We start from the raw sequence: 24,172 nt of genomic DNA on the forward strand, positions 1-24,172 counted from the left end.
AGCCGAGACAAAGCTGGCGCATCGCCCACTGCCCCACAGCGCCCATGCACTGCGTCGTCCCCCTGCGCGGCAAGTGCTACGGGTTGTGCACTCGTCCTGCAATAGCGGCTTCGACAAGTTGTTTATCTCGGGCCGAATGGCCGACGTGTGTGCAGAACTGGACAGGCTTGCAGCGCGAGAAACCTTGGCCTGAAAGCTGAGAGCCTGTTTCAGATCTCGCAGGGGATCGTAAACAGGCCCTTGGTTAATCCAAGAGATCAAACTGCCACACCACACATCGCGTTGCATTTAACTGCGCCATCGTTTGTTGCCCACGCCACCTGAGGGCCGCGCGGGCAAGGCACAATATCGGGATGAATATTGTGATCCTGGACGATTACCAAGACGCAGTGCGCAAGCTCCATTGCGCCACCCGGCTCGACGCCTACACCGCCAAGGTCTACACCAACACTATCAAGGGGTTAGGCCAGTTGTCGGTGCGTCTGCGTGATGCAGACATCATCGTGCTGGTGCGCGAACGTACGCAAATCACCCGCCAGTTGGTTGAAAAACTGCCTCGGCTCAAACTGATTGCGCAAACTGGCAAAGTGGGCAGCCATATCGATGTGGCTGCCTGTACGGAGCGCGGAATTGCAGTGGCGGAAGGTGTGGGCTCTCCAGTAGCCCCCGCCGAGTTGACCTGGGCGCTGGTGATGGCGGCCTCTCGCCGCCTTCCTCAATACATCGCCAACCTCAAGCATGGCGCTTGGCAGCAGTCAGGACTCAAAAACGCATCCATGCCCCCCAACTTTGGCGTTGGAACAGTGCTGAGGGGCAAAACGCTGGGCATTTGGGGCTATGGACGCATTGGGCAATTGGTGGCGGGGTATGGCCGAGCATTTGGCATGAATGTGCGCATCTGGGGCAGAGAGGCCTCAAGAGCCCAGGCGCTGAGCGATGGCTACCAGATTGCAACCACCCGCGAGGAGTTCTTCTCCCAGTGCGATGTCATCTCCCTGCACTTGCGGCTGAATGAAGAGACACGCAGTATTGTTTCTTTGGAAGATTTGTCCTGCATGAAGCCAACAGCACTGCTGGTCAACACCTCCCGAGCCGAGTTGGTGGAACCCGACGCACTGATTGCTGCGCTCAATCGCGGACGCCCCGGCATGGCGGCGGTGGATGTTTTCGAAAGCGAGCCCATCCTGCAAGGGCATGCTCTCTTGCGGCTGGAAAACTGCATCTGCACGCCCCACATTGGGTACGTGGAACAGGACAGCTATGAGTTGTACTTCGGAGCAGCCTTTGACAATGTAGTGAACTTCATCAAAGGCACGCCCACCAACATTGTGAACCCTGGGTCACTGCAAGTGCGCCGCTAAGGGCAGGAACCAGCCCCTCTGGTCCAGGGCTTTTCGACGTCATTCGGGTCATCAAAAACAAAGGCCCCCTGCTTGCTCCAAGCAGGGGGCCTTTGCGCATCAGAAGCTACTGAACGGATTTAGTTCAGAGGTGTCTTCTTGCCATCCTTGTACACGTACAAGGTGATGGCGGGGTTCTTCATTTCGCCATTGGGCTCAAACTGGATCGTGGATGTCACGCCCTTGAAGTTGGACTTCAGCAATTCTGGGGTGTAGACCTTAGGATCGACCGAGTTGGCACGCTTCATGGCATCCACCAGCAAGAACGTCGCATCGTAGGTGTAAGGGCTGTAAACCTGGAATTGGTTAGGGTACTTGGCATCGTACTTGGCCTTCCAGGCCTTGCCGCCAGGCATCTTGTCCAGCGATGCACCGCCTTCAGCACAGATCACGTTGGCCAAAGTCTTGGCGCCTGCTGCCAGCTTGGCAATTTCAGAGGTGCACACGCCGTCGCCGCCGAAGTACTTCACATTACCCATACCCAACTGCTCCATCTGGCGCAGCATGGGGCCGGCTTGTGGGTCCATACCGCCGAAGAAGATAGCATCAGGGTTCTTGGACTTGATGGCGGTCAGGATGGCCATGAAGTCAGTCGCCTTGTCGGTGGTGAACTGCTCATCCACAACCTTCATGCCCTTGGCTGCGGCTGTCTTCTTGAACACATCAGCCACACCTTGGCCGTAAGCAGTACGGTCGTCCACGATCGCAACGGTCTTCAGCTTCAGGGTGTCGATAGCGTAGAAAGCCAAACCGGAACCCAACGCATTGTCATTGGCGATGATACGGAAGGTGGTCTTGTAGCCTGGCTTTGTCAGGTTGGGGTTGGTCGCAGCGCCCGTGACGTGGGGGATACCGCAGTCGTTGTAAACCTTCGATGCGGGAATCGTCGTACCGGAGTTCAAATGACCCACAACGCCAGCAACCTTAGCATCGCACAGTTTTTGTGCAGCGGCTGTCCCTTGCTTTGGATCAGCAGCGTCATCTTCCGCCTGAAGCTCAAACTTGATCTTCTTACCGCCGATGGTGACACCTTGGGCGTTCAACTCTTCAATGGCCATGCGAGCGCCATTTTCGTTGTCCTTGCCGTAGTGAGCCTGCGCGCCAGAAACAGGAGCCACGTGACCGATCTTAACCACCTGCTCTTGTGCAGAGGCCACACCGGCAACAGCTGCGATAGCAGCAACCACGGTCAGTTTCAACTTCAATTGCATATCAATCTCCAGTAAAGATAAACGCTGAGAATTTTTCTTGTGTCTCAACGCAGTGGAACATATCGCAATTTACAGGCCAGCTCATTAGGGAACACGATTAAATGCAGGGGAAACCACAGGGGAATACCCTGTCATCCTTGAGGTGCGTCAGGGTCTGCGCTCGCCAGCTCGTCGGCCACGGCTTCATAGACCGCATGGCGCACCACGGACTCAATCTCTTCGCGCAAGCGTGGCAGCACCGATCTGGTTTGCTCCTGCACCACCGTGGCGATGGCTTCACGCAACCGCTGGTCCAGCACCACATCCACGCGCTGCATCACCCGATGAACCATGTACTCCTCAGTTCCCTCAGGCAACGATCTAGCGGGCGGACGCACGTCAACGCGGGCTTCTTTGGCAAAGGCCATGGGGGCCGGGGAAGCCACCGCTGGCATGGAGGAGCCCAATGCACCCGCCCTCACTCCTGAAGCAGATACCGGGGCCGGGGCCGTCGGAGCAGAACGCGCAGCGCCTAGAGAGCCCCCTTTTCCGTCCCCCGAAATACCCCGAGCAGCCGGGCTTGGCTGCGCAGGGAGCGCCTTAGCAGAAAAAGAACCTGTAGCTCCCCCCCTCACCAACGGGGTGCCCGAAACCTTCTCCTCAACCCCTGGAGTGGAGGGAGCCACCGAAGCAGGCACAGGCTTTGGCACCGATGTAGGGGCTGCGACACTTTGCCCTGATGGGGCTTGCACCACTTCGGTGAGTGTCGGGACAAAACGCGGTGGGACTCTGGGAGGTGCCGTGGACATTCTTCACCCCCCCTTCAACACCAAATCGTGTCGAACAATCGCGTAGCCACGCGCCGCATAGTGCTTCCATCGCAGCCGTGCCTGGCCCCTGTCTTGTTCATCGGTGGAGCTCACTACCTCAATGAGCCGAGAAAACCGCTCAAACGCAGCAGGCACTTGAGCGCCTAGATTGAGCAGCACGTCCTGGTGCGGCGTTGCACCCAACTCAGCAGACAACACGACTGGCGATACCGCCAACTGGTCCTCATCGGCATCGTCGAAGCAGTGCGCAACAAAGTCCTGCGGCGACACCGACCAAAGCATGCGATCCAGGTCCACCAAAACAGGTTTGGGTGCCAAGATCACCAGTTGGGCTCCCGCTCGCTGGACCTTGCGCGCAAAGCGGCACGCATAGGCCAGTTTGTCTGGCGCATTGAAGTGAAAGGCGATCTCTGTCATTGGCTCAGCTGGCTGCCGATGCACGCTTTACAGGCTTGGCGCGGGGTTTGGCTGCAGGTTTTGCGCCTTCTTGAGCCGCTACAGCGGCCTGCGTCAGCAGGTACTGAAACAACAAACCCACAGGACGCCCAGTAGATCCCTTGGCCGCCCCCCCCTTCCATGCGGTGCCCGCAATGTCCAGATGCGCCCAGGGGATGTCTCCTACAAATTTTTGCAAGAACTTGGCAGCCGTAATAGAGCCACCAGCCCGCCCAGCCACATTGCCCATGTCAGCAAAATTGCTCTTGAGTCCATCGGCATAGTCATCGTCCAGAGGCATGCGCCAGCACAGGTCCAGCGACGCGTCACCCGCCTGCTGCAAAGCCAGGGCCAGGTCATCGCGGTTGGAATACAGGCCACTGCGCACGCCCCCCAGGGCAATCACGCAGGCGCCAGTCAGGGTGGCAATGTCAATCAGCGCCGCTGGTTTGAAGCGCGCAGCGTACGTCAGCGCGTCACACAACACCAAGCGCCCTTCGGCGTCGGTGTTCAAGATCTCGATGGTCTGGCCGCTCATACTGGTCACCACATCGCCCGGTTTTACCGCACGGCCATCGGGCATGTTCTCGCACGCCGGGATCAAGCCCACCACATTCAATGCGGGCTGCAGCTCAGCCAGGGCCTTGAATACCCCCAGCACACTGGCAGCACCACACATATCGAACTTCATCTCGTCCATCTCGCCTGCAGGCTTGATGGAGATGCCGCCGGTGTCGAAGGTGATCCCTTTGCCCACCAGCACCACCGCAGGGGCATCCTTGGCTGCACCACGGTAGTGCAATTCAATGAACCGCAGGGGCTGCTCCGCCCCCTGGGCCACGGCCATGAAAGCGCCCATGCCCAGCTTTGCCACTTCGGCAGGGCCATGCACCTTGCATTGGACGCGAGGCTGCTTGGCCAGCGATTTGGCGGCCTCGGCCAACATCGTCGGCGTGGCATGGTTTGCGGGCCTGTTGCCCCATTCACGGGCAAACTCAACGCCGGCAACCAATGCCACTCCTTCATCAAACTCTGACCGGACCTTGGTGACATCAAAGACCCCCACCACGCAACGCACCAAGGCTCGCGCTTCTGCTTTGGACTTGGTGGTGGTGTAAACATAGCTGGCCTCAGCCACGGCCTGGACCAAGGAGCTGACAGCGGGGCCGGACAATGCAACGGAAGACACCACAGCCATGCGCTTGACCTGAGGCCCCTTGAGCAAGGAAGACAGCGACAGCACCGCTTGGCGGACAGCACGCGCAGACCCATCACCCGCGCCCAACAACACCACACGCCGGGCAACAGCTGCTGGCGCGTTGTAGCACTGCAGCACTTTGCCCAGCTTGGCACTGAAGTCACCTTGCTTAATGGCTTGCCCTGCCAAGGCCGACAACGGGTCCTTGCCAGCCTTGAACTCCTCAGTCACCAAAACAGCCAACAAGTCGCATTTTTCGCTTGCGGCGGCATCCAAATCCAGTTTCTTCAGATCAAAGTTCATAATCGGTGTTTTCCTTCGAGCCAATGTTATTCGATTCATCTATTCGCAAGGAGCTGGCGCGCAGCTTCGGCGCGACGCTGGTGGTGCTGGTCACCGTGGTCATGACCATGATGCTGATCCGCACCCTGGGACAAGCCTCACGGGGCAGCGTCAATCCCTCTGACGTCATGCTCGTGATGGGGTTTACCGTGCTCGGTCAACTGCCCATCATTCTCAGCCTGAGCCTGTTTGTTGCGGTGGTCAGCACACTCTCCAGAATGTACCGTGAGAGCGAGATGGTCATCTGGTTTGCCAGTGGCCGTGGGTTGGTCAGCCTTCTGCCACCTCTGCTGCGCTTTGCCTGGCCCGTCATGGCCGTCATCGCCGTGCTATCGCTGGCAGTCTGGCCCTGGTCCAACACCCAGATCCAGGAACTGAAAACCCGCTACGAACAACGCAGCGACATTGACCGCATTGCCCCCGGCGAATTCCAGGAGTCGGCCAACGGCAGCCGGGTGTTCTTCATTGACAAAGATGCACCCGACACCCAGGCTGGCAACAACATCTTCATCGCCACGTCGGTAGGCGACAAGGAATCCGTGACCAGCGCACACAGTGCACGCATGGAAATCAAGGGCGAGGACCGTATCGCCATCTTGATCAACGGCCAACGACTGGAATCCACCCGAGACAAGGCGGGCCTCAAAGTCAGCGAATTTGAAGAATATTCCACCCGCATTGGCTCTGCACCGCCGGGCGCTGTGGAGGAGTTCTCCGTCAAGACCCGCTCCACCCCCGCCTTGTTAGCCCAGCCGGTGCCCGCCAACTTGGCAGAACTGGGATGGCGCGCGGGCCTGGCGCTGGCCGCGCTCAATTTTGTGGTGCTTGGCCTGGCGCTGGCCAGCGCCAACCCCCGAGCCGCGCGCAGCACCAGCATGGTGCTGGCGCTCTTTGCTTTCATCATCTACTACAACCTCATGACATTGGGTCAAAGCTGGATTGGCTCCGGCCGCATGGGGCTGGTCGGGTTCATGGTGCTGCTGCACGGTGGCACGCTGGCCGTAGGCCTGCTGCTGCTGGCCATCCGGCACAACCAGTGGACGCCTAGCCGCCTGTGGGCACCAAGGAGCCCTGCGTGAACACCTTACGCCGCCTCATTCACCGCGAAGCTGTTTTTGCGGTCACCTTCGTGACCATTGGCTTTTTGGCGCTGTTCTTCTTCTTTGACCTGGTGGACGAGCTGCGCTGGATTGGGCGCACCGGGGAAAACGGCTACCAGCTGTCGCACGCCCTGCTGTTCGTGACGCTCAGCATCCCCAGCCATCTCTACGAGCTGCTGCCCATCACGGTGCTTATTGGCACCATCTTTGTGATGGCGCGCCTGGCGCAAAGCTCTGAGTTCACCATCATGCGCACCAGCGGCATGGGCCCTTGGCTGGCCCTGCGCACCCTGCTCACCTTGGGCGGTTTTTTTGTACTGGTCACCTTTGCTGTCGGCGACTACCTGGCACCACTGACCGACAAGGCCGCCCAACTGATCAAGGTACGCCACCTGGGCAAGCTCAGTGCAGGCGCCACAGGGGCCTGGCTCAAGGAGAAGCAGGACAACCACTCCTACGCCGTCAATGTGCGCGCCATTGGGCCAGACAGTGGCTTGGTCGATGTGCGGATCTTTGAGTTCGATGAACAAGGCCGCATTGCCTCACAAACCCACGCGGCTACCGGGCAGGTCAGCACCAGCCAGTCAGGCGCCTGGGACCTGAGCGATGTACAACGCAGCGTTTTCTTCCAACGCGGCGACACCGAAGCCCGTGTAGAACACCAGAAACTGCCCGAGTGGCAATGGAGCACCCATATCAGCGCAGACATGGTGGCCGCCTCGCTGCTCAAGCCAGACCGCATGGCCACGTTCGACCTGTTCCAGTACATCCGCCACCTCGACAGCAACGGACAATCGGCACAGCGGTACGAAATCGAGTTCTGGCGCAAAGTCTTCTATCCCCTCAGCTGCCTGGTCATGGTGGTGCTGGCCCTGCCCTTCGCCTATTTGCACTTCCGCTCAGGCGGTATTGCGGGCTATGTGTTTGGCGGGGTGATGGCCGGCATCAGCTTCTTCCTGCTCAACAACGTATTCGGCTACGCGGGCAACCTGCAAAACTGGTCGCCCTGGCTCACTGCGGCAGCGCCCGGCCTCATTTACTCATTGCTCTCTCTGGCCGCTTTTGGGTGGCTGGTGCTCAGGCGCTAACGCGGTTTATCTTTTCTGCTGCCATGACAAACTCCTCATCCGCCGTCGTGCTTTTCTCACACGGCTCTCGCGATCCTCTGTGGCGCGCCCCTCTGGAGGCCGTTGCCACCCACATCCAGGCCGAACAGCCCCACCGCCCTGTGGCGTGCGCCTACTTGGAGCTTTGCGAGCCCAACATCGCCCAGGTCGTGCAAACCCTGGTGGCCCAGGGTGCGGCGGCCATCACCGTCGTGCCCATGTTTTTAGGCACCGGCAAGCATGCCCGCGAGGACCTGCCTCTATTGGTAAGCGAGCTCCGCGCCCAACACCCCAGTATCACCTTTCATGTGCAACAAGCCATCGGGGAAGACGCCCGCATGACCGCTCTGATGGCACACATTGCCTGTGAAGCCCCGGCCACCTGAACAAGCAACCCAGCCCAACCGACCACTCCACGCGGGTTCTGCAAAGCAGCTGATACGGTGGCAGCACCTATTCTTTAGATGAATGCAGCATAATGATGAAAATCTTTAGTCTTCATCAGATATGAACCTGCACCAATTCCGCTTCGTTCAAGAGGCTGCACGCCGTAACCTCAATCTGACCGAAGCCGCCAAGGCCCTGCACACCTCCCAGCCCGGCGTCTCCAAGGCCATCATCGAGCTGGAAGAAGAGCTGGGCGTGGACATCTTTGCCCGCCACGGCAAACGGCTCAAGCGCATCACCGAACCCGGCCAGCATGTGCTCAAAAGCATCGAGGTCATCATGCGCGAGGTGGGCAACCTCAAGCGCATCGGCGAACAGTTCAGTGCCCAGGACAGCGGCACCCTCAGCATCGCCACCACCCACACCCAGGCCCGTTACGTGCTGCCCGTACCCGTGGCACGGCTGCGCGAGGCCTACCCCAAGGTCAACGTGAGCCTGCACCAGGCCACGCCCCACGAAGTGGCCCGCATGATCATCGACGAGGTGGCCGAGATCGGCATGGCCACCGAGTCGCTGGCCGACTACCCTGAACTGGTCACCCTGCCCTGCTACGAATGGCAACACGTGCTGGTGGTGCCCACGGACCACCCGCTGGCGCAAAAGGAGCGCATCGGCCTGGACGACCTGGCCCATGAAGCCCTGATCACCTACCACCCCTCCTTCACGGGCCGCGGCAAGATCGACCACGCCTTTGCGGCGCGCAAGCTCACGCCCCGCATCGTGCTCGAAGCCATCGACTCGGACGTGATCAAGACCTATGTGCGCCTGGGCCTGGGCATCGGCATCGTGGCCGAGATGGCCATGCGTGACGACCCGGTGGGCGACCTGGCCGTGCGGCCGGTGGGCCACCTGTTTGGCCAGAGCGTGGCACGCGTGGCCTTCAAGCGCGGAGCCTACCTGCGCAACTTTGTCTACAAATTTGCCGAGCTGCTCAGCGACCGCCTGAGCCGCGAGCTGATCGCCCGCGCGATGACGGGCCATGTCAACGACTACGAACTTTGAAACACCCCCTGAGCCGCTTTGCGTCTTCCCCCTTCAGGGGGACGCCGCCAGTGGCCTGGCAAAGCCAGCTCCACGGCGTCCGCTGGCTTGGCCTGCTCCGCGGCCTTCAGGTCGATAACCGCTGCGCCGATTTCCAATGATTGACACTACGCAATGAGCACCCCTTCATTCCCCAGCAAGCTGCCCCATGTCGGCACCACCATCTTCACGGTGATGTCGGCCCTGGCCACCGAGCACAAAGCCGTCAACCTGGGCCAGGGCTTTCCCGACTTTGAATGCGCACCCGAGCTGGTGAACGCCGTCACCGCAGCCATGCAGGCCGGGCACAACCAGTACCCGCCCATGCCCGGCATCCCCGCGCTGCGCGAGGCCGTGGCCCGCAAGATCGAGGCGCTGCACGGCCGTGCCTACAACCCCAATACCGAAATCACCATCACCGCTGGCGCCACGCAGGCCATCATCACCGCCATCCTGGCCATCGTGCACCCGGGTGATGAGGTGATCGTGCTCGACCCCTGCTACGACAGCTATGTGCCCAACATCGAGTTGGCGGGAGGCAAGGCGGTGCGCGTGCCGCTCACGCCCGGCACCTTCCGCCCTGACTTCGGCAAGATCGGCGCCGCCATCACACCGCGCACCCGCGCCATCCTCATCAACAGCCCGCACAACCCCAGCGCCACCATCTGGACGGCCGAGGAAATGCGCCAGCTCGAAGATTTGCTCGCCCCCACCGACATCCTGCTCATCAGCGACGAGGTGTACGAGCACATGGTGTTCGACGGCGCCGAGCACCAGAGCGCAGCGCGCTTTGCGGGCCTGGCGGCACGCGCCTTCATCGTGTCGAGCTTTGGCAAGACCTTCCACGTCACCGGCTGGAAGGTCGGCACCGTGGCGGCCCCCGCAGCGCTGACGGCCGAATTCCGCAAGGTGCACCAGTTCAACGTGTTCACAGTCAACACGCCCATGCAGCACGGGCTGGCCGCCTACCTGCAGGACCCCACGCCCTACCTGCAGCTGCCCGCGTTCTACCAGGCCAAGCGCGACCTCTTCCGCGAGGGCTTGGCAGGCTCACGCTTCAAGCTGCTGCCCAGCACAGGCAGCTACTTCCAGTGCGTGGATATTTCGGCGATCAGCGATCTGAACGAAGCCGACTTCTGCCAGTGGCTCACCCGCGAAGTGGGCGTAGCGGCGATTCCGCTGTCGGCGTTTTATGGCGATGGGTTTGACCAGCGCGTGGTCCGGTTCTGCTTTGCCAAGAAGGACGAGACGCTGCGCGCTGCGCTGGAACGATTGCGCAAGCTCTGAGGCCGTTGCCATGGCAGCACTGACCGGGTCTCTGCGGCCCATCGTCGCGCCCACGCCCACCAACCAGCTGCTACCGTTTGAGAAAGCACTGTTGATCGCTGCAGCGTCCGCACTGCAGCCGACCGAGGCCACGCTGTTGACCAAGCAGGTGGCCTGCATCAACAGCGTCCAGCGCCCATTGGACTGGAAGCGCATCGAGTTCCAGTGCAAACACTGGTTTCGGGTCCGCTGGCCTGCACCACTTCTCTTCGACCGCACGGAAAAGTTCCGTATCGCCACCATTGCCTGCCAGTTTGGAGCCAAAGACACACTGGTGGATGTATGGGCAACGGATGGCCATGTGTCCGCGCTGGAGTCCTCTTTGGGTCTCAGTGGTCTCTCCATCTCGGGGCCGCTGAACATCGTTGCGGTGCATCCCGCAACCTGAAGGACGCCGTGCCGCCCAATGGGGAGTAACTTTATAGAAAACTGGCCCTTGAGCCCGTCCATCAAGCGCAACAAGCTATAAATAAAGCAGCAAATTCAGCACATAGCAGTTCAAATTGCAGCACAACCCGGCGTGCTTCCAAGTGGCAGCACTGCGGTGAACACCACGCTCACCTCGTCTGCCGCGCCAGCCACACACCCGCAGCCGCCAACCCCATCCCGGCCAGCGCCCAGCCGCTGAGCGTTTCACCAAACATCGCCCAGGCGATCAGCGCCGTGGTGGGCGGGGTCAGGTAGAACAGGCTGGCCACGTTCACTGCGCCGCCCCGGCGGATTAGCAGGTTCAGGAGGCTCACGGCCCCCAGCGAGAGCACCAGCACGAGCCAGCCCAGCGCAAACACAAACTCGCCCGTCCACGATATGGCCATGGATTCGGTGGCGTAAGCGACCACGCCCATGGCGATAGCACAGGGCAGGTACTGGATGACCGAGCCCGTGCGCAAGTCGAACGAGGGGCAAAACCGTTTCTGGTACAGCGTGCCGGCCGTGATGCCCAGCAGCGCGACCACAGCGGGCAACAGCATGCCCAGCAGAGCGCCCGCGGGCACGGTAGCCACCTTGCCGGCCACCACCAGCGCCACGCCGGTAAAGCCCAGCGCCAAGCCCGCCCACTGGGCAGGCCGTACCTTCTCGTTCAGCAAAGCCCCGGCCACCAGGGCTGTCAGCAGCGGCTGCAACCCCACCACCAGCGCCGTGATACCCGATGGCAACCCGTGCCCGATGGCCATGAACACCCCGCCCAGGTACACGCCGTGCACCAGCAGGCCCGACACCCCGATGTGCAGCCAGGCCCAGCCCGACGGCGGCCAAGGTGCACGCGCTACCGCCACGACGGCCAGCATGAGCACGATGACAATGGCAAACCGCAGCGCCAGAAAGGTCAGTGGCTCCACATACGGCAGCCCCAGCTTGGCGCCGATGAAGCCCGTGCTCCAGAGCGCTACAAAAAGCAGAGGGACCAGCGAATCGATCGGACTGGAAGCGCTGGGACGGAGCGAAGTGGCCTGGGTCATGGGGGAAAGAAGCGAAAGGTCGGATGGGGATGATCGCAGCTTGCGAGCGCCTTGGCTCCGGGCTGGCGTGCAGGCACTGCGATGACCCTGCTCCCTTGCTGGAAAGCCTCAGCGGGTGTCCCCTGGAAGGCGCGCAGCAGCAGAGACACCCAACGCATGCGCCACGATCAGCCAGTCCGTGGACCGTACAAGAAAAATCCAAAAAAACAGCCTCTAGAGCTTGAAGATAAAGCGCCACAAGCTATCAATTAAATAGCAATTTACCACACACCTGTTTGATAGCCCGGCCCTCGTGCCCGCCATCTTGATGCGATCTTGATACTCCACCCCGCACTCTTGCGCCCATCTTGATGCGGGCATTCCTAGCATCGGTCCATGTCTCAAGGAGGACGCTATGGACTGGATATTTTTAGCGACGGCAGGCCTGCTCTGGCTGGCCGCCTGTGGCTTGGCCAAGGGTTGCGCACTGCTGCAACAGCAGGCGCAAGGGGGGCGGTCATGACCAGCGGCTGGATGATTCTGGCGGCCATGCTGGCTGCGGGCCTCTTGGTGTATCTGATCGCCGTGCTGCTGCGGCCGGAGGACTTTTCATGAGCACCGGTGCCTGGCTGCAACTGGCGGTGTTCATGGCACTGCTGCTGGCGCTGGCTTGGCCGCTGGCGCGCTATATCGACACCGTGATGGCGGGCCGCTTTGCCCTGGGGCGGCGGCTGGAAGGGCCGCTGTTCAAGCTGGCTGGCGTGCGGCCCGACGAAGAGACCGGCTGGCTGCGCTACGCACTGGGCCTGCTGGTGTTCAACGGCCTGGGCGTGCTGGCCGTGTATGCGCTGCAGCGCTGGCAGGCGGTGTTGCCGCTCAATCCGCAGGGCATGGCTGCCGTGTCGCCGGACTCGGCCTTCAACACCGCCATCAGCTTTGTCACCAACACCAACTGGCAAGGCTATGGCGGTGAAAGCACCATGAGCTACCTCACGCAGATGCTGGCGCTAACGGTGCAGAACTTTCTGTCTGCCGCCACCGGTCTTGTCGTCGTGGTGGCGCTGGTGCGTGGCTTTTCGAGGCATTCTGCGCAGAGTATCGGCAACGTGTGGGCTGACCTGACCCGCGCCACGCTGTGGGTGCTGCTGCCGCTGTCGCTGGTGCTGGCCGTGGTGTTTGCGGGCCAGGGCGTGATCCAGAACCTGTCGCCTTACACCGAAGTGCAGACGCTGGAGCCTGTGCACTACGACGCCCCCAAGCTCGATAGCGCAGGCCAGCCGGTGCTGGACGCCCAGGGTGCCCCTGTGACGGAACCGGCCACACAAACCACCCAGACGCTGGCCATGGGCCCCGTGGCCTCACAGCTGGCCATCAAGATGCTGGGCACCAACGGCGGCGGCTTCTTCAACGCCAACTCGGCCCACCCGTTCGAGAACCCATCGGCCGCCAGCAACCTGCTGCAGATGCTGGCGATCTTTCTGATCCCCACCGCGCTGTGCCTGGTGTTTGGCCGCATGGTTGGCGATGAGCGCCAGGGCTGGACGATTCTGGCCACGATGAGCCTGCTCTTTGTAGTGGCCGTAGTGGCGGCTACGGCCTTCGAGCAGCAGGGCAACCCGCTGCTGGCCTCACTGGGCGTGGACCAGGCCGCCAGCGTCCTGCAGGCGGGCGGCAACATGGAAGGCAAGGAAACGCGTTTCGGCATCGCCACCTCGGCCCTGTTCGCCGTCATCACCACGGCTGCCAGCTGCGGCGCGGTGATTGCCATGCACGACAGCTTTACACCCCTGGGCGGCATGGTGCCGATGGTGCTGATGCAGATGGGCGAGGTGGTGTTTGGCGGCGTGGGCTCGGGCCTGTACGGCATGCTGGTGTTCGCCATCATGGCCGTGTTCATTGCCGGGCTGATGATTGGCCGCACGCCCGAGTACCTGGGCAAGAAGATCGAGACGCACGAGATGAAGCTCGTCTCCATCGCCATCCTCGTCACGCCCCTGCTGGTGCTGCTGGGCACGGCCGTGGCGGTGATGAGCGAGGCGGGCCGCGCGGGCCTGGCCAACCCAGGCGCGCATGGGTTCAGCGAGGTTCTGTATGCGCTGTCTTCTGCCGCCAACAACAACGGCAGCGCCTTTGCGGGCCTGTCGGCCAACACCCCCTTCTACAACGTGCTGCTGGCCATGGCCATGTGGCTGGGGCGTTTTGGCGTGATCGTGCCGGTGCTGGCCATGGCCGGGTCCCTCGCCGCCAAGAAGCGCGCCACTGCCACCGACGGCACCTTGCCCACCCACGGCCCGCTGTTTGTGGCGCTGCTGGCGGGCGTGGTGCTGCTGGTGGGCTTGCTGAACTATGTGCCCGCCCTCGCGCTGGGCCCGGTGGTTGAGCACTTAGGCGTCATGGCTCGGGCATTCGTTGAGTAAATCACCCGAATATCGATGCCATGCGGCGTTGCAAATCCTCGCCATAGCGGTGCTATGGCTGTGGTTTGCGCCTTGCCTGACACCGATCTCGGTCGATTTATCGATCAACGAATACCCCATCCATGACGCCCGCTCCACCCCGTGAAAGAAATATCTGGGAGATTGTGATGACTCGCAAAACATTGACCCTGTTCGACCCCGCCCTGGTACGCCCTGCGCTGCTGGAGGCTTTCAAGAAGCTGGACCCGCGCGTGCAATGGCGCAACCCGGTGATGTTTGTGGTGTACGTAGGCAGCGCCTTCACCACCGCACTAGCGGCCAGCAAGCCCGAGGGCTTCACCGCAGCCGTGGCGCTGTGGCTGTGGTTCACGGTGCTGTTCGCCAACTTTGCCGAGGCCATGGCCGAAGGCCGCAGCAAGGCCCAGGCAGCCTCGCTGCGCGGCCTGAAAAAGCAGACCTGGGCCAAAAAGCTAGACGGCCAGTTTGACCGCACCACCCCACGCACCGAAATGACCTGGCTGCCGCTGGAGGCCGCCAACCTGCGCAAGGGCGACGTGGTGCTGGTGGAAGCCGGTGACATCATCCCTGCCGATGGCGAGGTGATCGACGGCGTCGCATCGGTGGACGAGAGCGCCATCACGGGCGAGTCCGCCCCCGTGATCCGCGAATCCGGCGGCGACTTCTCGGCCGTGACGGGCGGCACCCGCGTGCTGTCCGACTGGATCGTGGTGCGCGTGGCCGTAAACCCCGGTGAGACCTTTGTGGACCGCATGATCGCCATGGTCGAGAACGCCAAGCGCCACAAGACACCCAACGAGATCGCGCTGACCATCCTGCTGGTGGCGCTGACCATCGTCTTCCTGGGTGTGGTGGTCACGCTGCTGCCGTTCTCGCTGTTCAGCGTGCAGGCCAGCGGAGCGGGCGAGCCTGTGAGCCTGGTCGTGCTGGTGGCCCTGCTGGTGTGCCTGATTCCGACCACCATCGCGGGCCTGCTCAGCGCCATTGGTGTGGCGGGCATGAGCCGCATGATGCAGGCCAATGTGATCGCCACCTCGGGCCGCGCGGTGGAGGCTGCGGGCGATGTGGACGTGCTGCTGCTGGACAAGACCGGCACCATCACCCTGGGCAACCGGCAGGCCAGCCAGTTCGTGTCTGCCCCTGGCGTGACCGATGCCGCATTGGCCGACGCCGCCCAGCTTGCATCGCTGGCCGACGAAACCCCCGAAGGCCGCAGCATCGTGGTGCTGGCCAAGCAGAAGTTCAACTTGCGCGAGCGTGACCTTGCCAGTCTGCAGGCCGCGTTTGTACCCTTCACTGCGCAAACGCGCATGAGTGGCGTCGACTTGCCCGGCCCCCGCCTGCTGCGCAAGGGCGCGGCCGATGCCATCCGCAAGCATGTGGAGGCCCTGGGCGGGCGCTTCCCCACCGCCGTGCAGACGGCGGTGGACGATGTATCGCGCCGTGGCAGCACGCCGCTGGTGGTGGCCGATGGCGCCCATGTGCTGGGCGTGGTGGAGCTCAAAGACGTGGTCAAGGGCGGCATCAAGGAGCGCTTTGCCGAGCTGCGCCGCATGGGCATCAAGACCGTGATGGTGACGGGCGACAACCGCCTGACAGCCGCCGCGATTGCTGCCGAGGCGGGAGTGGACGACTTTCTGGCCGAGGCCACGCCCGAGGCCAAGCTGCAGCTCATCCGCAGCTACCAGGCCAATGGCCAACTGGTGGCCATGACGGGCGACGGCACCAACGACGCCCCCGCCCTGGCCCAGGCCGACGTGGCCGTGGCCATGAACACAGGCACCCAAGCCGCCAAGGAGGCGGGCAACATGGTGGACCTGGACAGCAACCCCACCAAGCTCATCGAGATCGTGGAGACCGGAAAGCAGATGCTGATGACGCGCGGCTCGCTCACCACCTTCAGCATTGCCAACGACATCGCCAAATACTTCGCCATCATCCCGGCGGCGTTTGTCACCACCTACCCGCAGCTGTCGGCGCTGAACTTCATGCACCTGGCCAGCCCCTCATCGGCCATTCTGTCCACCGTGGTGTTCAACGCGCTGATCATCATCTTTTTGATCCCGCTGGCCCTGAAGGGCGTGGCCTACCGCGCCGTGGGGGCCGCCGCGCTGCTGCGCCGCAACCTGGCCATCTACGGGCTGGGGGGCATGGTGGTGCCGTTCATTGGCATCAAGTTGATTGACATGGTGCTGGCTGCCGCAGGTCTGACCTGAGCTCTACCCATTCCTAAACACAGCCCCCGAATCACTGACAAGGAAAATCGTATGCCTATCCGTATCCCCCGCGACGACGTGCCCGCCAGCCCTGGCGGCCTGCTGCGCCCCGCCCTCACGCTGTTTGTTGTGCTGTCCATCGTCACCGGCCTGCTGTACCCGCTGGCCGTGACGGGCGTGGCACAAACGGCCTTCCCACACCAAGCCAATGGCAGCTTGATCACCCAGGGTGGCAAGACGGTGGGCTCCGAGCTGATCGGCCAGTCGTTCACCGAGCCCGGCCACTTCTGGGGCCGCCCGTCGGCCACAGCACCCATGCCCTACAACGCAGCGGCATCGGGTGGCTCCAACCTGGGCCCCACCAACCCGGCGCTGGCAGATGCCGTCAAGGCCCGCATCGAGGCCCTGCGCGCTGCCGACCCCGGCAACACCCAACCCGTGCCCGTGGACTTGGTCACCGCATCGGCCAGCGGGCTGGACCCGCAGATCAGCCCCGCCGCTGCCAACTACCAGGCAGCCCGCGTGGCAAAGGCCCGTGGCCTGCCACTGGCGCAGGTGCAAACCCTGGTGCAGCAGCACACCGAAGGCCCCTGGCTGGGCCTGTTGGGCGAGCCGCGTGTGAACGTGCTGGCCTTGAACCTGGCGCTCGATGCGCTACCAAAATAATAGCTGCTTGCGCTTGATGAATAAGCGCTAGAGGCCCATTTGACTCAAAATTGATGGATACACTGTAGCCATGCAGGATCGCCCCGACCCCGACGCGCTGCTGCAGCGCATCCAGCAAGAGCAGGCCCAGCAGCAGCGTGGGCGGCTCAAGGTGTTCTTTGGCGCCTGCGCGGGGGTGGGCAAGACCTTTGCCATGCTGTCTGCCGCGCGGGCAGCACAGGCACAGGGCCTGCCCGTCACCATTGGCGTGGTCGAGACGCATGGCCGCGCCGACACCGACGCACAGACGGCCCACCTGCCCCGCCTGCCACTGCGCGCCCTGACCTACAAAGACCGCACCCTGCCCGAATTTGACCTGGACGCCGCCCTGGCCTGGGGGGCCGCGAACCCCGAGGGCCTGGTGCTGCTCGATGAGCTGGCCCACAGCAACGCACCGGGCTCGCGCCACCCCAAGCGCTGGCAAGACGCCGAAGAACTGCTGGCCGCAGGCATCGACGTGTGGTCCACCATGAACGTGCAGCACCTGGAGAGCCTGAACGACATCGTGAGCGGCATCACCGGCATCCGCGTGTGGGAGACGGTGCCCGACCAGTTTTTTGACGCCGCCGACGAAGTGGTGGTGGTGGACCTGCCGCCCGACGAGCTGCTAGCGCGCCTGAAGGCTGGCAAGGTCTACCTGCCCCAGCAGGCCGAGCGCGCCGCCGCCAACTTCTTTCGCAAAGGCAACCTGCTGGCCCTGCGCGAGCTGGCCCTTCGCCGCACCGCCGACCGGGTGGACGACGAAATGCGCGCCTACCGCCGCGCCAGCACCACCACGCCTGCCGCCGTGTGGCCCAACCGCGAGGCCCTGCTGGCCTGCGTGGGCACCGGCGACAACGCCGAAAAAGTGGTGCGCAGCTGCGCCCGCCTGGCCGCCCAGCTCGACCTGCCCTGGCACGCCGTGCATGTGGAAACACCCGAACAGCAAGGCCAGTCGGCCACCCTGCACCCGCAGGTGGAGCGCACGCTGAAAATCGCGCAGCAACTGGGCGCCGCCGCCTGCGCCGTGCTGCCCGCCGCCCAGCCTGCACAGGCCCTGGTGCGCTATGCGCGCGAACACAACCTGGTGCGCGTGGTGATGGGCCGCAGCGCCCGCCGCTGGCCGTGGCAAGCCACGTTGGCCGAACAGATCGGCCAACGCGCCAGCGACCTGGACCTGCTGCAGGTGGGCACACTGCCCAGTCGATCCGACAACACAGACCGCAAAGCCACCCGCGCCCGCACCGCAGCCCCACGCACACCGTTCTGGCCCGGCTACATTGCTGCGGCGCTGGCCTGCTGCCTGGCCGCCGTCTTGGCCACGCCGCTGGCCAATGTGCTGGAGCTGACCAACATCGTCATGCTGTTTTTGCTGGTGGTGGTGGGCGTGGCGCTGCGCTTTGGGCGCGGCCCAGCCATCATGGCGGCGTTCCTGGGGGTGGGGTTCTTTGACTTTTTCTTTGTGCCGCCCCGCTTCAACTTTGCGGTGAGCGATGCGCAATACGTCGTCACCTTCGCCGTCATGTTGGTGGTGGCCCTGGTGGTGGGCCAGCTCACCGCCGGGCTCAAGGTGCAGGCCGAGGCCGCCACCGAGCGCGAACACCGCGTGCGCAGCCTGTACGACATGGCACGGGACCTGTCTGCCGCGCTGCTGCCCGAACAGGTGGCCGAGATCGGGGCCCGTTTCATCACGGGCGAATTCAGTGCGGGCAGCACGCTGGTGGTTGCCGACGACGATAACCGCCTGCAGGTGCTGCCCGGAGGCACCGCCCCCGTGGACATGGCCGTGGCGCAATGGGCATTTGAGCGCGGCGAGCCCGCAGGCCGGGGCACGGACACCTTGCACTCCAGCCCCACGCTGGTGCTGCCCCTGAAGGCGCCCATGCGCATCCGTGGTGTGCTGGTGGTGGCCATGCCACACGACCAAGTGCCGGGCGTCGAGCCACGGCGCCTGCTGCAAACCTGCGCTTCGCTGCTCGCCATTTCGCTGGAGCGCATCCACTACATCGATGTGGCACAAAAGAGCACCGTGCAGATCGAGTCCGAGCGGCTGCGCAATTCGCTGCTCTCGGCCATCTCGCACGACCTGCGCACGCCGCTGGCCTCACTGGTGGGCCTGGCCGAATCGCTGGCCATGGTGCAGCCGCCCCTGCCCGCCCATCAACAAGAGCTGACCGGCGCCATCCAGCAATCCGCCCAGCGCATGAGCGCGCTGGTCAACAACCTGCTGGACATGGCCCGGCTGGAGGCCGGGGCCGTGCAGCTCAACCAAGCCTGGCAGCCGCTGGAAGAAGTGGTGGGCAGCGCCCTGGCTGCCAGCGCCCCCGCCATCGCAGCGCACCGCATCGAAGTGAACCTGCCGGGCGACCTGCCCCTGCTGCAGATCGACGCCGTGCTGATGGAGCGCGTGCTGGTCAACCTGCTGGAAAACGCCGCCAAGTACACCCCCGCAGACACCACCATCCACATCAGGGCGCAGGCCCAAAGCGATGCGGTGGCATTGACCATCACCGACGAAGGCCCGGGCCTGCCCAAAGGACGCGAAGAGCTGCTGTTTGAAAAGTTTGAGCGCGGCGCCCGCGAAAGCGCCATGCCCGGTGTGGGCCTGGGGCTTGCCATCTGCCGCGCCATCGTGCAGGCGCATGGCGGCAGCATCCGGGGCGATACCATCCTCAACGCCCAGGGTCAGCCAGCCGGAGCGCGCTTTACGCTGCTGCTGCCACGCGGCACACCGCCCACCGACCTGGGCGATGATGCCGACGCCTGATTCCGTTTCCAAATCATTCGTGTCTAGGCGTGAAGCTGCAGACAGTGCTGTAGCACGGCAAGGCGAAGCAACAACGACACGGATGATGTGGAAACGGAATGACAACCTAGCATTCATGCCATGACCGATCTGCCCACCCACATCCTCATCGTCGAAGACGAAGCCGATATCCGCCGCTTTGTGCGCCTGACGCTGGAGAGTGAAGGTCACACCGTGCACGAAGCCGCCACCCTGCAGCGCGGCCTGATCGAGGCGGGCACGCGCCGCCCCGACTTGGTGGTGCTGGACCTGGGCCTGCCCGATGGCGACGGCGCGGACCTGATCCGCGACCTGCGCACCTGGTCGGCCATGCCCATCATCGTGCTCTCGGCCCGCAGCGCCGAGGCCAGCAAGATCGCCGCGCTGGATGCCGGGGCCGACGACTACCTGGTCAAGCCCTTTGGCTCCGGCGAGCTGATGGCCCGCGTGCGCGCCCAGTTGCGGCGCAGCCAGCGCGCATCCGGCGCCGAGACCACACCCGTCATCCAGTTCGGCCCCATCACCGTGGACCTGGCCCGCCGCACGGTGGAGCGCCGCACGGGGGGCGATGGCAAAAGCAGCGAGGCCCTGCACCTCACGCCCATCGAATACAAGCTGCTCACGCACCTCGCATCCCAGCCCGACCGCGTCATTACCCACGCCCAGCTGCTCAAAGCCGTGTGGGGCCCAGGCCACGCAGAAGACACGCACTACGTGCGCGTGCACATGGCCAACCTGCGCAAGAAGGTGGAGAACAACGCCTCGATGCCCCGACATTTGCGGACCGAGGCGGGCATCGGGTACCGCTTCGTACCCTGAAGCCCGCGGAAAATTTCGACAGCCACCGAAATCCGCCAAATCCGCACAACTTTACAAATCTGTCACCCAGTTTTGCCATGTGGCCCCTGGGGCTAAGGCAGATGTCGACGTCGAAGGCACGCACGGGAAGCATCGAATACCAGCGCGGACAGCGGTGTGGACGTGGACTCCCGACAGCAGAGCCATCACCACCGCAAATGGCACGGAAACTGCAGCGGTACAGCGCTCACGGAGTCAGCACAGCACGCACTGAGCTTCAGGGCAAATATTCAACACCTACTGCCTTTCGAGTATGAAATAAGGCTTTTGAAAAGCGCTTTTTCATATTTTTACGGGTGATCGTTTAATTTCTAAAAATATCATCTACGTTGATACCATGTCAGTATTCAATTGGGCAAGAGGGGCAACCGGTTTCCGCAGAAGATTTTCCAACCTCGTCAAGCGAACTTTCTTCAAGTATGTGCCACGAAGCACCCGACTAACGCTCTACCGCAGTCTTTTCAAATGCGACCAATCTCTCCCAGATAATTTGACATTCAAGATAGCAGACACCCAGGAAGAACTCGAGGCGTGTCTCACCCTGTTGCACGACGCATATGTGAGCAGTGGCTTTATGAAGCCAGACCCGTCTGGTATGCGCGTCACCGTTTTTCATGCCCTACCAACCACGACAACGTTGTGCGCAAAGGTGGGAGACCGCGTAGTAGGCACCGTCTCTCTCATTCGCGAAGGTCCGTTTGGTTTCCCGCTACAAAAAATATTCAACTTGCAGAGTTTGCGTGAGAAGGGTGGTGCCATTGCTGAAGTTTCTGCTCTGGCGGTGGAAAGCAGCTATCGCAGGCAAGGCGGCTACATCCTCTTTCCGCTAATGAAGTTTATGTATGAATATGCGGTGACGTTTTTTGATGTCCGTCACTTGGTCATAGCGGTCAATCCACGCCACATCGAGATGTACGAAGCGTTGTTGCTTTTCAAGCGTTTGCAGATGCGCCCCGTCGAAAGCTACGATTTCGTCAACGGTGCGCCGGCTGTAGGCGCCACGCTCGACTTAGTGGAAGCGCCGAAAATCTACAAGCGCATGTATGGCCACCGTTCTCCCGATAAAAACCTTTATCACTATTTTAAAAAGCTAAAGCTGCAAAACATTAAAATACCAGCACGACGGTTTTTCACAACCAACGATCCAGTGATGACACCAGAACTACTGGATCACTTCTTTAACAAAAAAACAGAATGTTTTTCCTCACTGGAGGATCATGAGCGGGCACGGCTGCACATGATTTATGATCTGCCAAAATATCACCAAGTGCTTCCCAAATTTTCGGGAGACCCCATTGAATTGCGCAGACAACATCATTCACGATTCTCTTATAAGTGCCCTGGAATTTTCATATTCTCCACCGATGATGGAAAAATCACGCAAGTAGTCCTTGAGGTGATAAATATAACAAAAAGAGGTTTCGTAGCCAGCATCCCCCCCTCATCGGACTTTCGCCTTAATCAAAAAGGGAGAGTCGAGATCCAGCTGGGGCCCAATGAAATCTCCAGATCGTCCTCATGCGCTACAAGCGATTTAGAGCATGGTCTGTACGCATTTCGCCTAGAAACACCGGATACCATTTGGCGCAAATTTTCTGCTGGGCTTTCAAAAGGAAGCATCAAGATCGACCTCGACAATGCAACACAGTTTCTTGAAACTACAGGGAGTCGTTTTGACACTCGAAGTGTGGAATGGTGAATTTCACAAAAAATAATATTTCGTTCACAATAATATTGACACCATGAGCTCTATTTTCATTAATGCCGGTCCGTATATCGAAATCCTATCTGCAGACGAAGCCCAAAGACTCTACGGTACAGATACGGGTGCAGCAGATCGGCGCCTTGCGGGCGCGCTCATTGTGAAAAACAGTGCTGCCATCGCAAAAATATTAGAGATAGCGAATACAACAAACACCGCCCTCTGGCCTATTTCAGGGGGACGTAATTTTGGCTACGGCACCTCACTCCCTGTGCAGCAAGATTCCTTTATTGTTGACCTCACTCAATTAAAGGGAATCAAGCTGGATATAGACACTTGTACGGCGGAAATTGAACCCGGAGTGACACAGGGCGATCTGTACAAAGCCTTCAAGGAAGCCGCAGTTTCTTGGATGGTTCCGACCACTGGTGCGGGGCCCAACGGAAGTATTTTGGGAAACGCGCTGGACGGCGGTTATGGCATGAACCCAATTTGCGACCACTTTGATGGAATCACCCAGGTTTCCGGACATTGGGCGAATGGGACACCATTTCAGCATCCATTGGCTGAACTGGATTGCACTGAAGTTGCACGTGGCTGGAAGCAGGGAATAGGTCCCAATTGGCTGGGCTTACTGCACCAAGCAAGTTTTGGCATCGTAACAAAGGCCACCATCCAACTCCTCCCGCTTGCTGAAGCGTCACGAATTATTGTTTTCGAGTTCAACTCAGACGAGCAATTCAAGGCCGCCATTCCCAAAATTCGGAATTTAAGCCGAAATATGCCTGGCCTGCGCTCACTCATCTGCAACTCCCGTATCCGAGCTATCGCGACACAGGCCCCTGGTCGATTACACCCTTTTGTAGCATTACCCCCCAAGGAGCGAGCGGAGAAAATGGAGGAAGCAGGTAAGATAGAAGGCTTGCCTCCTTGGTTGGCGCTGGGATTTCTCTATGGAACCACCCACGCCGTATCAGGGGCATTAAAAGATGTACGGCAACACTTATCCGGCGTCAAGATTCGCTCTTTTTCTCCACAACAAGTCACCTTTCTGGAACGGTTAGCCAGAATCGTCCCGCTAAAAAAATCACTAATCCGCAAATTGGCATCATTACGCGATGCCGTAGACTTACTACAAGGCAGACCTAATCCAAAATTTTTGGCGCTAGCATACGCTTTAAGCTCTGCAGACAGCATCACCGAGATGACTGATAAAAGTCACCCTGCCAAAGACGACTGCGGAGTACTGTGGTATGCACCAATAATTCCAGCAAAATCGGAATCTATCACCCATTTTTTGCAGAAGGACGTCACGGAAATACTTTATAGCTATGGCTTTGATTCCCTCCTGGCAGTTTCACTCCGCAACGCTAATATTTTCACATCCACTATTCCTATACTATTTAATAAGCAAGATGCTGAGGCCGCTAATCGCGCTAAGGCGTGCTATCGCTCCTTGGTGGAAGCCGGTCTGCAGCGGGGCTACCCTCCTTACCGGTTGGGCATAGATTACATGGATTTACTTCATACGCCATCCAACAACTCAGAAAACAGCACCACACAACAATTAAGAAAAACTTTTGACCCTAACAAAATACTTGCGCCCGGAAGATATCTGAAATAACAATAAATTCCAAAAATATGTAAAATAATTTTTAT

Annotated in this window: 20 protein-coding genes; 15 read left to right on the forward strand and 5 right to left on the reverse strand. The window is 61.1% G+C overall.

All coding sequences use genetic code 11. From position 1 onward, the window contains the following. The first annotated feature begins 353 nt into the window (after window positions 1-353). The gene (locus C8C98_RS19670) at window positions 354-1,361 is read left to right on the forward strand and encodes a D-2-hydroxyacid dehydrogenase family protein (protein WP_121455647.1); all 1,008 of its coding nucleotides are present in this window, start codon (window positions 354-356) and stop codon (window positions 1,359-1,361) included. Window positions 1,362-1,480: 119 nt separating this feature from the next. On the opposite strand, the gene C8C98_RS19675 is transcribed toward C8C98_RS19670, so the two are convergent. From C8C98_RS19675 to C8C98_RS19690, 4 genes are all read right to left on the reverse strand, one after another. After that, window positions 1,481-2,611, reverse strand: coding sequence for a branched-chain amino acid ABC transporter substrate-binding protein (locus tag C8C98_RS19675; protein ID WP_099741266.1), 1,131 nt, complete (start codon window positions 2,609-2,611; stop codon window positions 1,481-1,483). A 131-nt stretch (window positions 2,612-2,742) separates the two neighbouring features. Continuing rightward, window positions 2,743-3,399 (reverse strand): hypothetical protein, encoded by a 657-nt coding sequence (locus C8C98_RS22245; protein ID WP_370450426.1) that lies wholly within the window; start codon window positions 3,397-3,399, stop codon window positions 2,743-2,745. Between the two features lie 3 nt (window positions 3,400-3,402). Then, entirely contained in the window at window positions 3,403-3,837 is a 435-nt protein-coding gene (locus tag C8C98_RS19685) for a DNA polymerase III subunit chi (RefSeq protein WP_121455648.1), read from the reverse strand. A 4-nt stretch (window positions 3,838-3,841) separates the two neighbouring features. Beyond that, complete coding sequence (locus tag C8C98_RS19690; RefSeq protein WP_121455649.1) at window positions 3,842-5,356, reverse strand: leucyl aminopeptidase; 1,515 nt, start codon at window positions 5,354-5,356, stop codon at window positions 3,842-3,844. A 23-nt stretch (window positions 5,357-5,379) separates the two neighbouring features. Here C8C98_RS19690 and lptF point away from each other — a divergent pair, with 23 nt between their 5' ends. The 6 genes from lptF to C8C98_RS19720 all read left to right on the forward strand — a co-directional run bounded on the left by lptF (window position 5,380) and on the right by C8C98_RS19720 (window position 10,782). After that, on the forward strand, window positions 5,380-6,474 hold the full coding sequence (gene lptF, locus C8C98_RS19695) for an LPS export ABC transporter permease LptF (protein WP_099741268.1): 1,095 nt from the start codon (window positions 5,380-5,382) through the stop codon (window positions 6,472-6,474). Then, window positions 6,471-7,583, forward strand: a complete 1,113-nt coding sequence (gene lptG / locus C8C98_RS19700; RefSeq protein ID WP_121456411.1) for an LPS export ABC transporter permease LptG — start codon at window positions 6,471-6,473, stop codon at window positions 7,581-7,583. The genes lptF and lptG overlap by 4 nt, the downstream gene beginning before the upstream one ends. Before the next feature lie 23 nt (window positions 7,584-7,606). Further along, complete coding sequence (locus C8C98_RS19705) at window positions 7,607-7,987, forward strand: sirohydrochlorin chelatase (protein WP_121455650.1); 381 nt, start codon at window positions 7,607-7,609, stop codon at window positions 7,985-7,987. 121 nt (window positions 7,988-8,108) lie between these two features. Next, the gene (locus tag C8C98_RS19710; RefSeq protein ID WP_121455651.1) at window positions 8,109-9,050 is read left to right on the forward strand and encodes a CysB family HTH-type transcriptional regulator; all 942 of its coding nucleotides are present in this window, start codon (window positions 8,109-8,111) and stop codon (window positions 9,048-9,050) included. 153 nt (window positions 9,051-9,203) lie between these two features. Further along, window positions 9,204-10,355, forward strand: coding sequence for a pyridoxal phosphate-dependent aminotransferase (locus C8C98_RS19715; protein ID WP_121455652.1), 1,152 nt, complete (start codon window positions 9,204-9,206; stop codon window positions 10,353-10,355). A 10-nt stretch (window positions 10,356-10,365) separates the two neighbouring features. Further along, a complete protein-coding gene (locus C8C98_RS19720; protein ID WP_121455653.1) occupies window positions 10,366-10,782 on the forward strand; it encodes a hypothetical protein in 417 nt (138 codons plus the stop codon). A gap of 169 nt (window positions 10,783-10,951) precedes the next feature. Here C8C98_RS19720 and C8C98_RS19725 read toward each other — a convergent pair whose 3' ends face one another. Then, the gene (locus tag C8C98_RS19725; RefSeq protein WP_121455654.1) at window positions 10,952-11,854 is read right to left on the reverse strand and encodes a DMT family transporter; all 903 of its coding nucleotides are present in this window, start codon (window positions 11,852-11,854) and stop codon (window positions 10,952-10,954) included. 375 nt (window positions 11,855-12,229) lie between these two features. Between C8C98_RS19725 and kdpF the strand changes: the two genes are divergently transcribed. The 8 genes from kdpF (at window position 12,230) to C8C98_RS19765 (ending at window position 24,137) form a co-directional block, all read left to right on the forward strand. Beyond that, window positions 12,230-12,448 (forward strand): K(+)-transporting ATPase subunit F, encoded by a 219-nt coding sequence (kdpF, locus tag C8C98_RS22135; protein WP_233574616.1) that lies wholly within the window; start codon window positions 12,230-12,232, stop codon window positions 12,446-12,448. Continuing rightward, on the forward strand, window positions 12,445-14,250 hold the full coding sequence (gene kdpA / locus C8C98_RS19735) for a potassium-transporting ATPase subunit KdpA (protein WP_121455656.1): 1,806 nt from the start codon (window positions 12,445-12,447) through the stop codon (window positions 14,248-14,250). Before kdpF ends, kdpA begins: the two co-directional genes overlap by 4 nt. A 167-nt stretch (window positions 14,251-14,417) precedes the next feature. Beyond that, window positions 14,418-16,484 (forward strand): potassium-transporting ATPase subunit KdpB, encoded by a 2,067-nt coding sequence (kdpB, locus tag C8C98_RS19740; protein ID WP_121455657.1) that lies wholly within the window; start codon window positions 14,418-14,420, stop codon window positions 16,482-16,484. A gap of 51 nt (window positions 16,485-16,535) precedes the next feature. Then, window positions 16,536-17,150 (forward strand): potassium-transporting ATPase subunit KdpC, encoded by a 615-nt coding sequence (kdpC, locus tag C8C98_RS19745; RefSeq protein ID WP_121455658.1) that lies wholly within the window; start codon window positions 16,536-16,538, stop codon window positions 17,148-17,150. A gap of 70 nt (window positions 17,151-17,220) precedes the next feature. Continuing rightward, the gene (locus C8C98_RS19750) at window positions 17,221-19,935 is read left to right on the forward strand and encodes a DUF4118 domain-containing protein (protein WP_121455659.1); all 2,715 of its coding nucleotides are present in this window, start codon (window positions 17,221-17,223) and stop codon (window positions 19,933-19,935) included. A 120-nt stretch (window positions 19,936-20,055) separates the two neighbouring features. After that, entirely contained in the window at window positions 20,056-20,772 is a 717-nt protein-coding gene (locus tag C8C98_RS19755) for a response regulator (RefSeq protein ID WP_121455660.1), read from the forward strand. A 376-nt stretch (window positions 20,773-21,148) separates the two neighbouring features. Next, window positions 21,149-22,510 (forward strand): hypothetical protein, encoded by a 1,362-nt coding sequence (locus C8C98_RS19760; RefSeq protein WP_199726621.1) that lies wholly within the window; start codon window positions 21,149-21,151, stop codon window positions 22,508-22,510. Between the two features lie 43 nt (window positions 22,511-22,553). Beyond that, window positions 22,554-24,137: an FAD-binding oxidoreductase gene (locus C8C98_RS19765; protein WP_121455661.1), complete on the forward strand. Its 1,584-nt coding sequence runs from the start codon at window positions 22,554-22,556 to the stop codon at window positions 24,135-24,137. Window positions 24,138-24,172 lie beyond the last annotated feature (35 nt).

Source organism: Acidovorax sp. 106 (genome assembly GCF_003663825.1).
Taxonomy (GTDB): Bacteria; Pseudomonadota; Gammaproteobacteria; order Burkholderiales; family Burkholderiaceae_C; genus Acidovorax.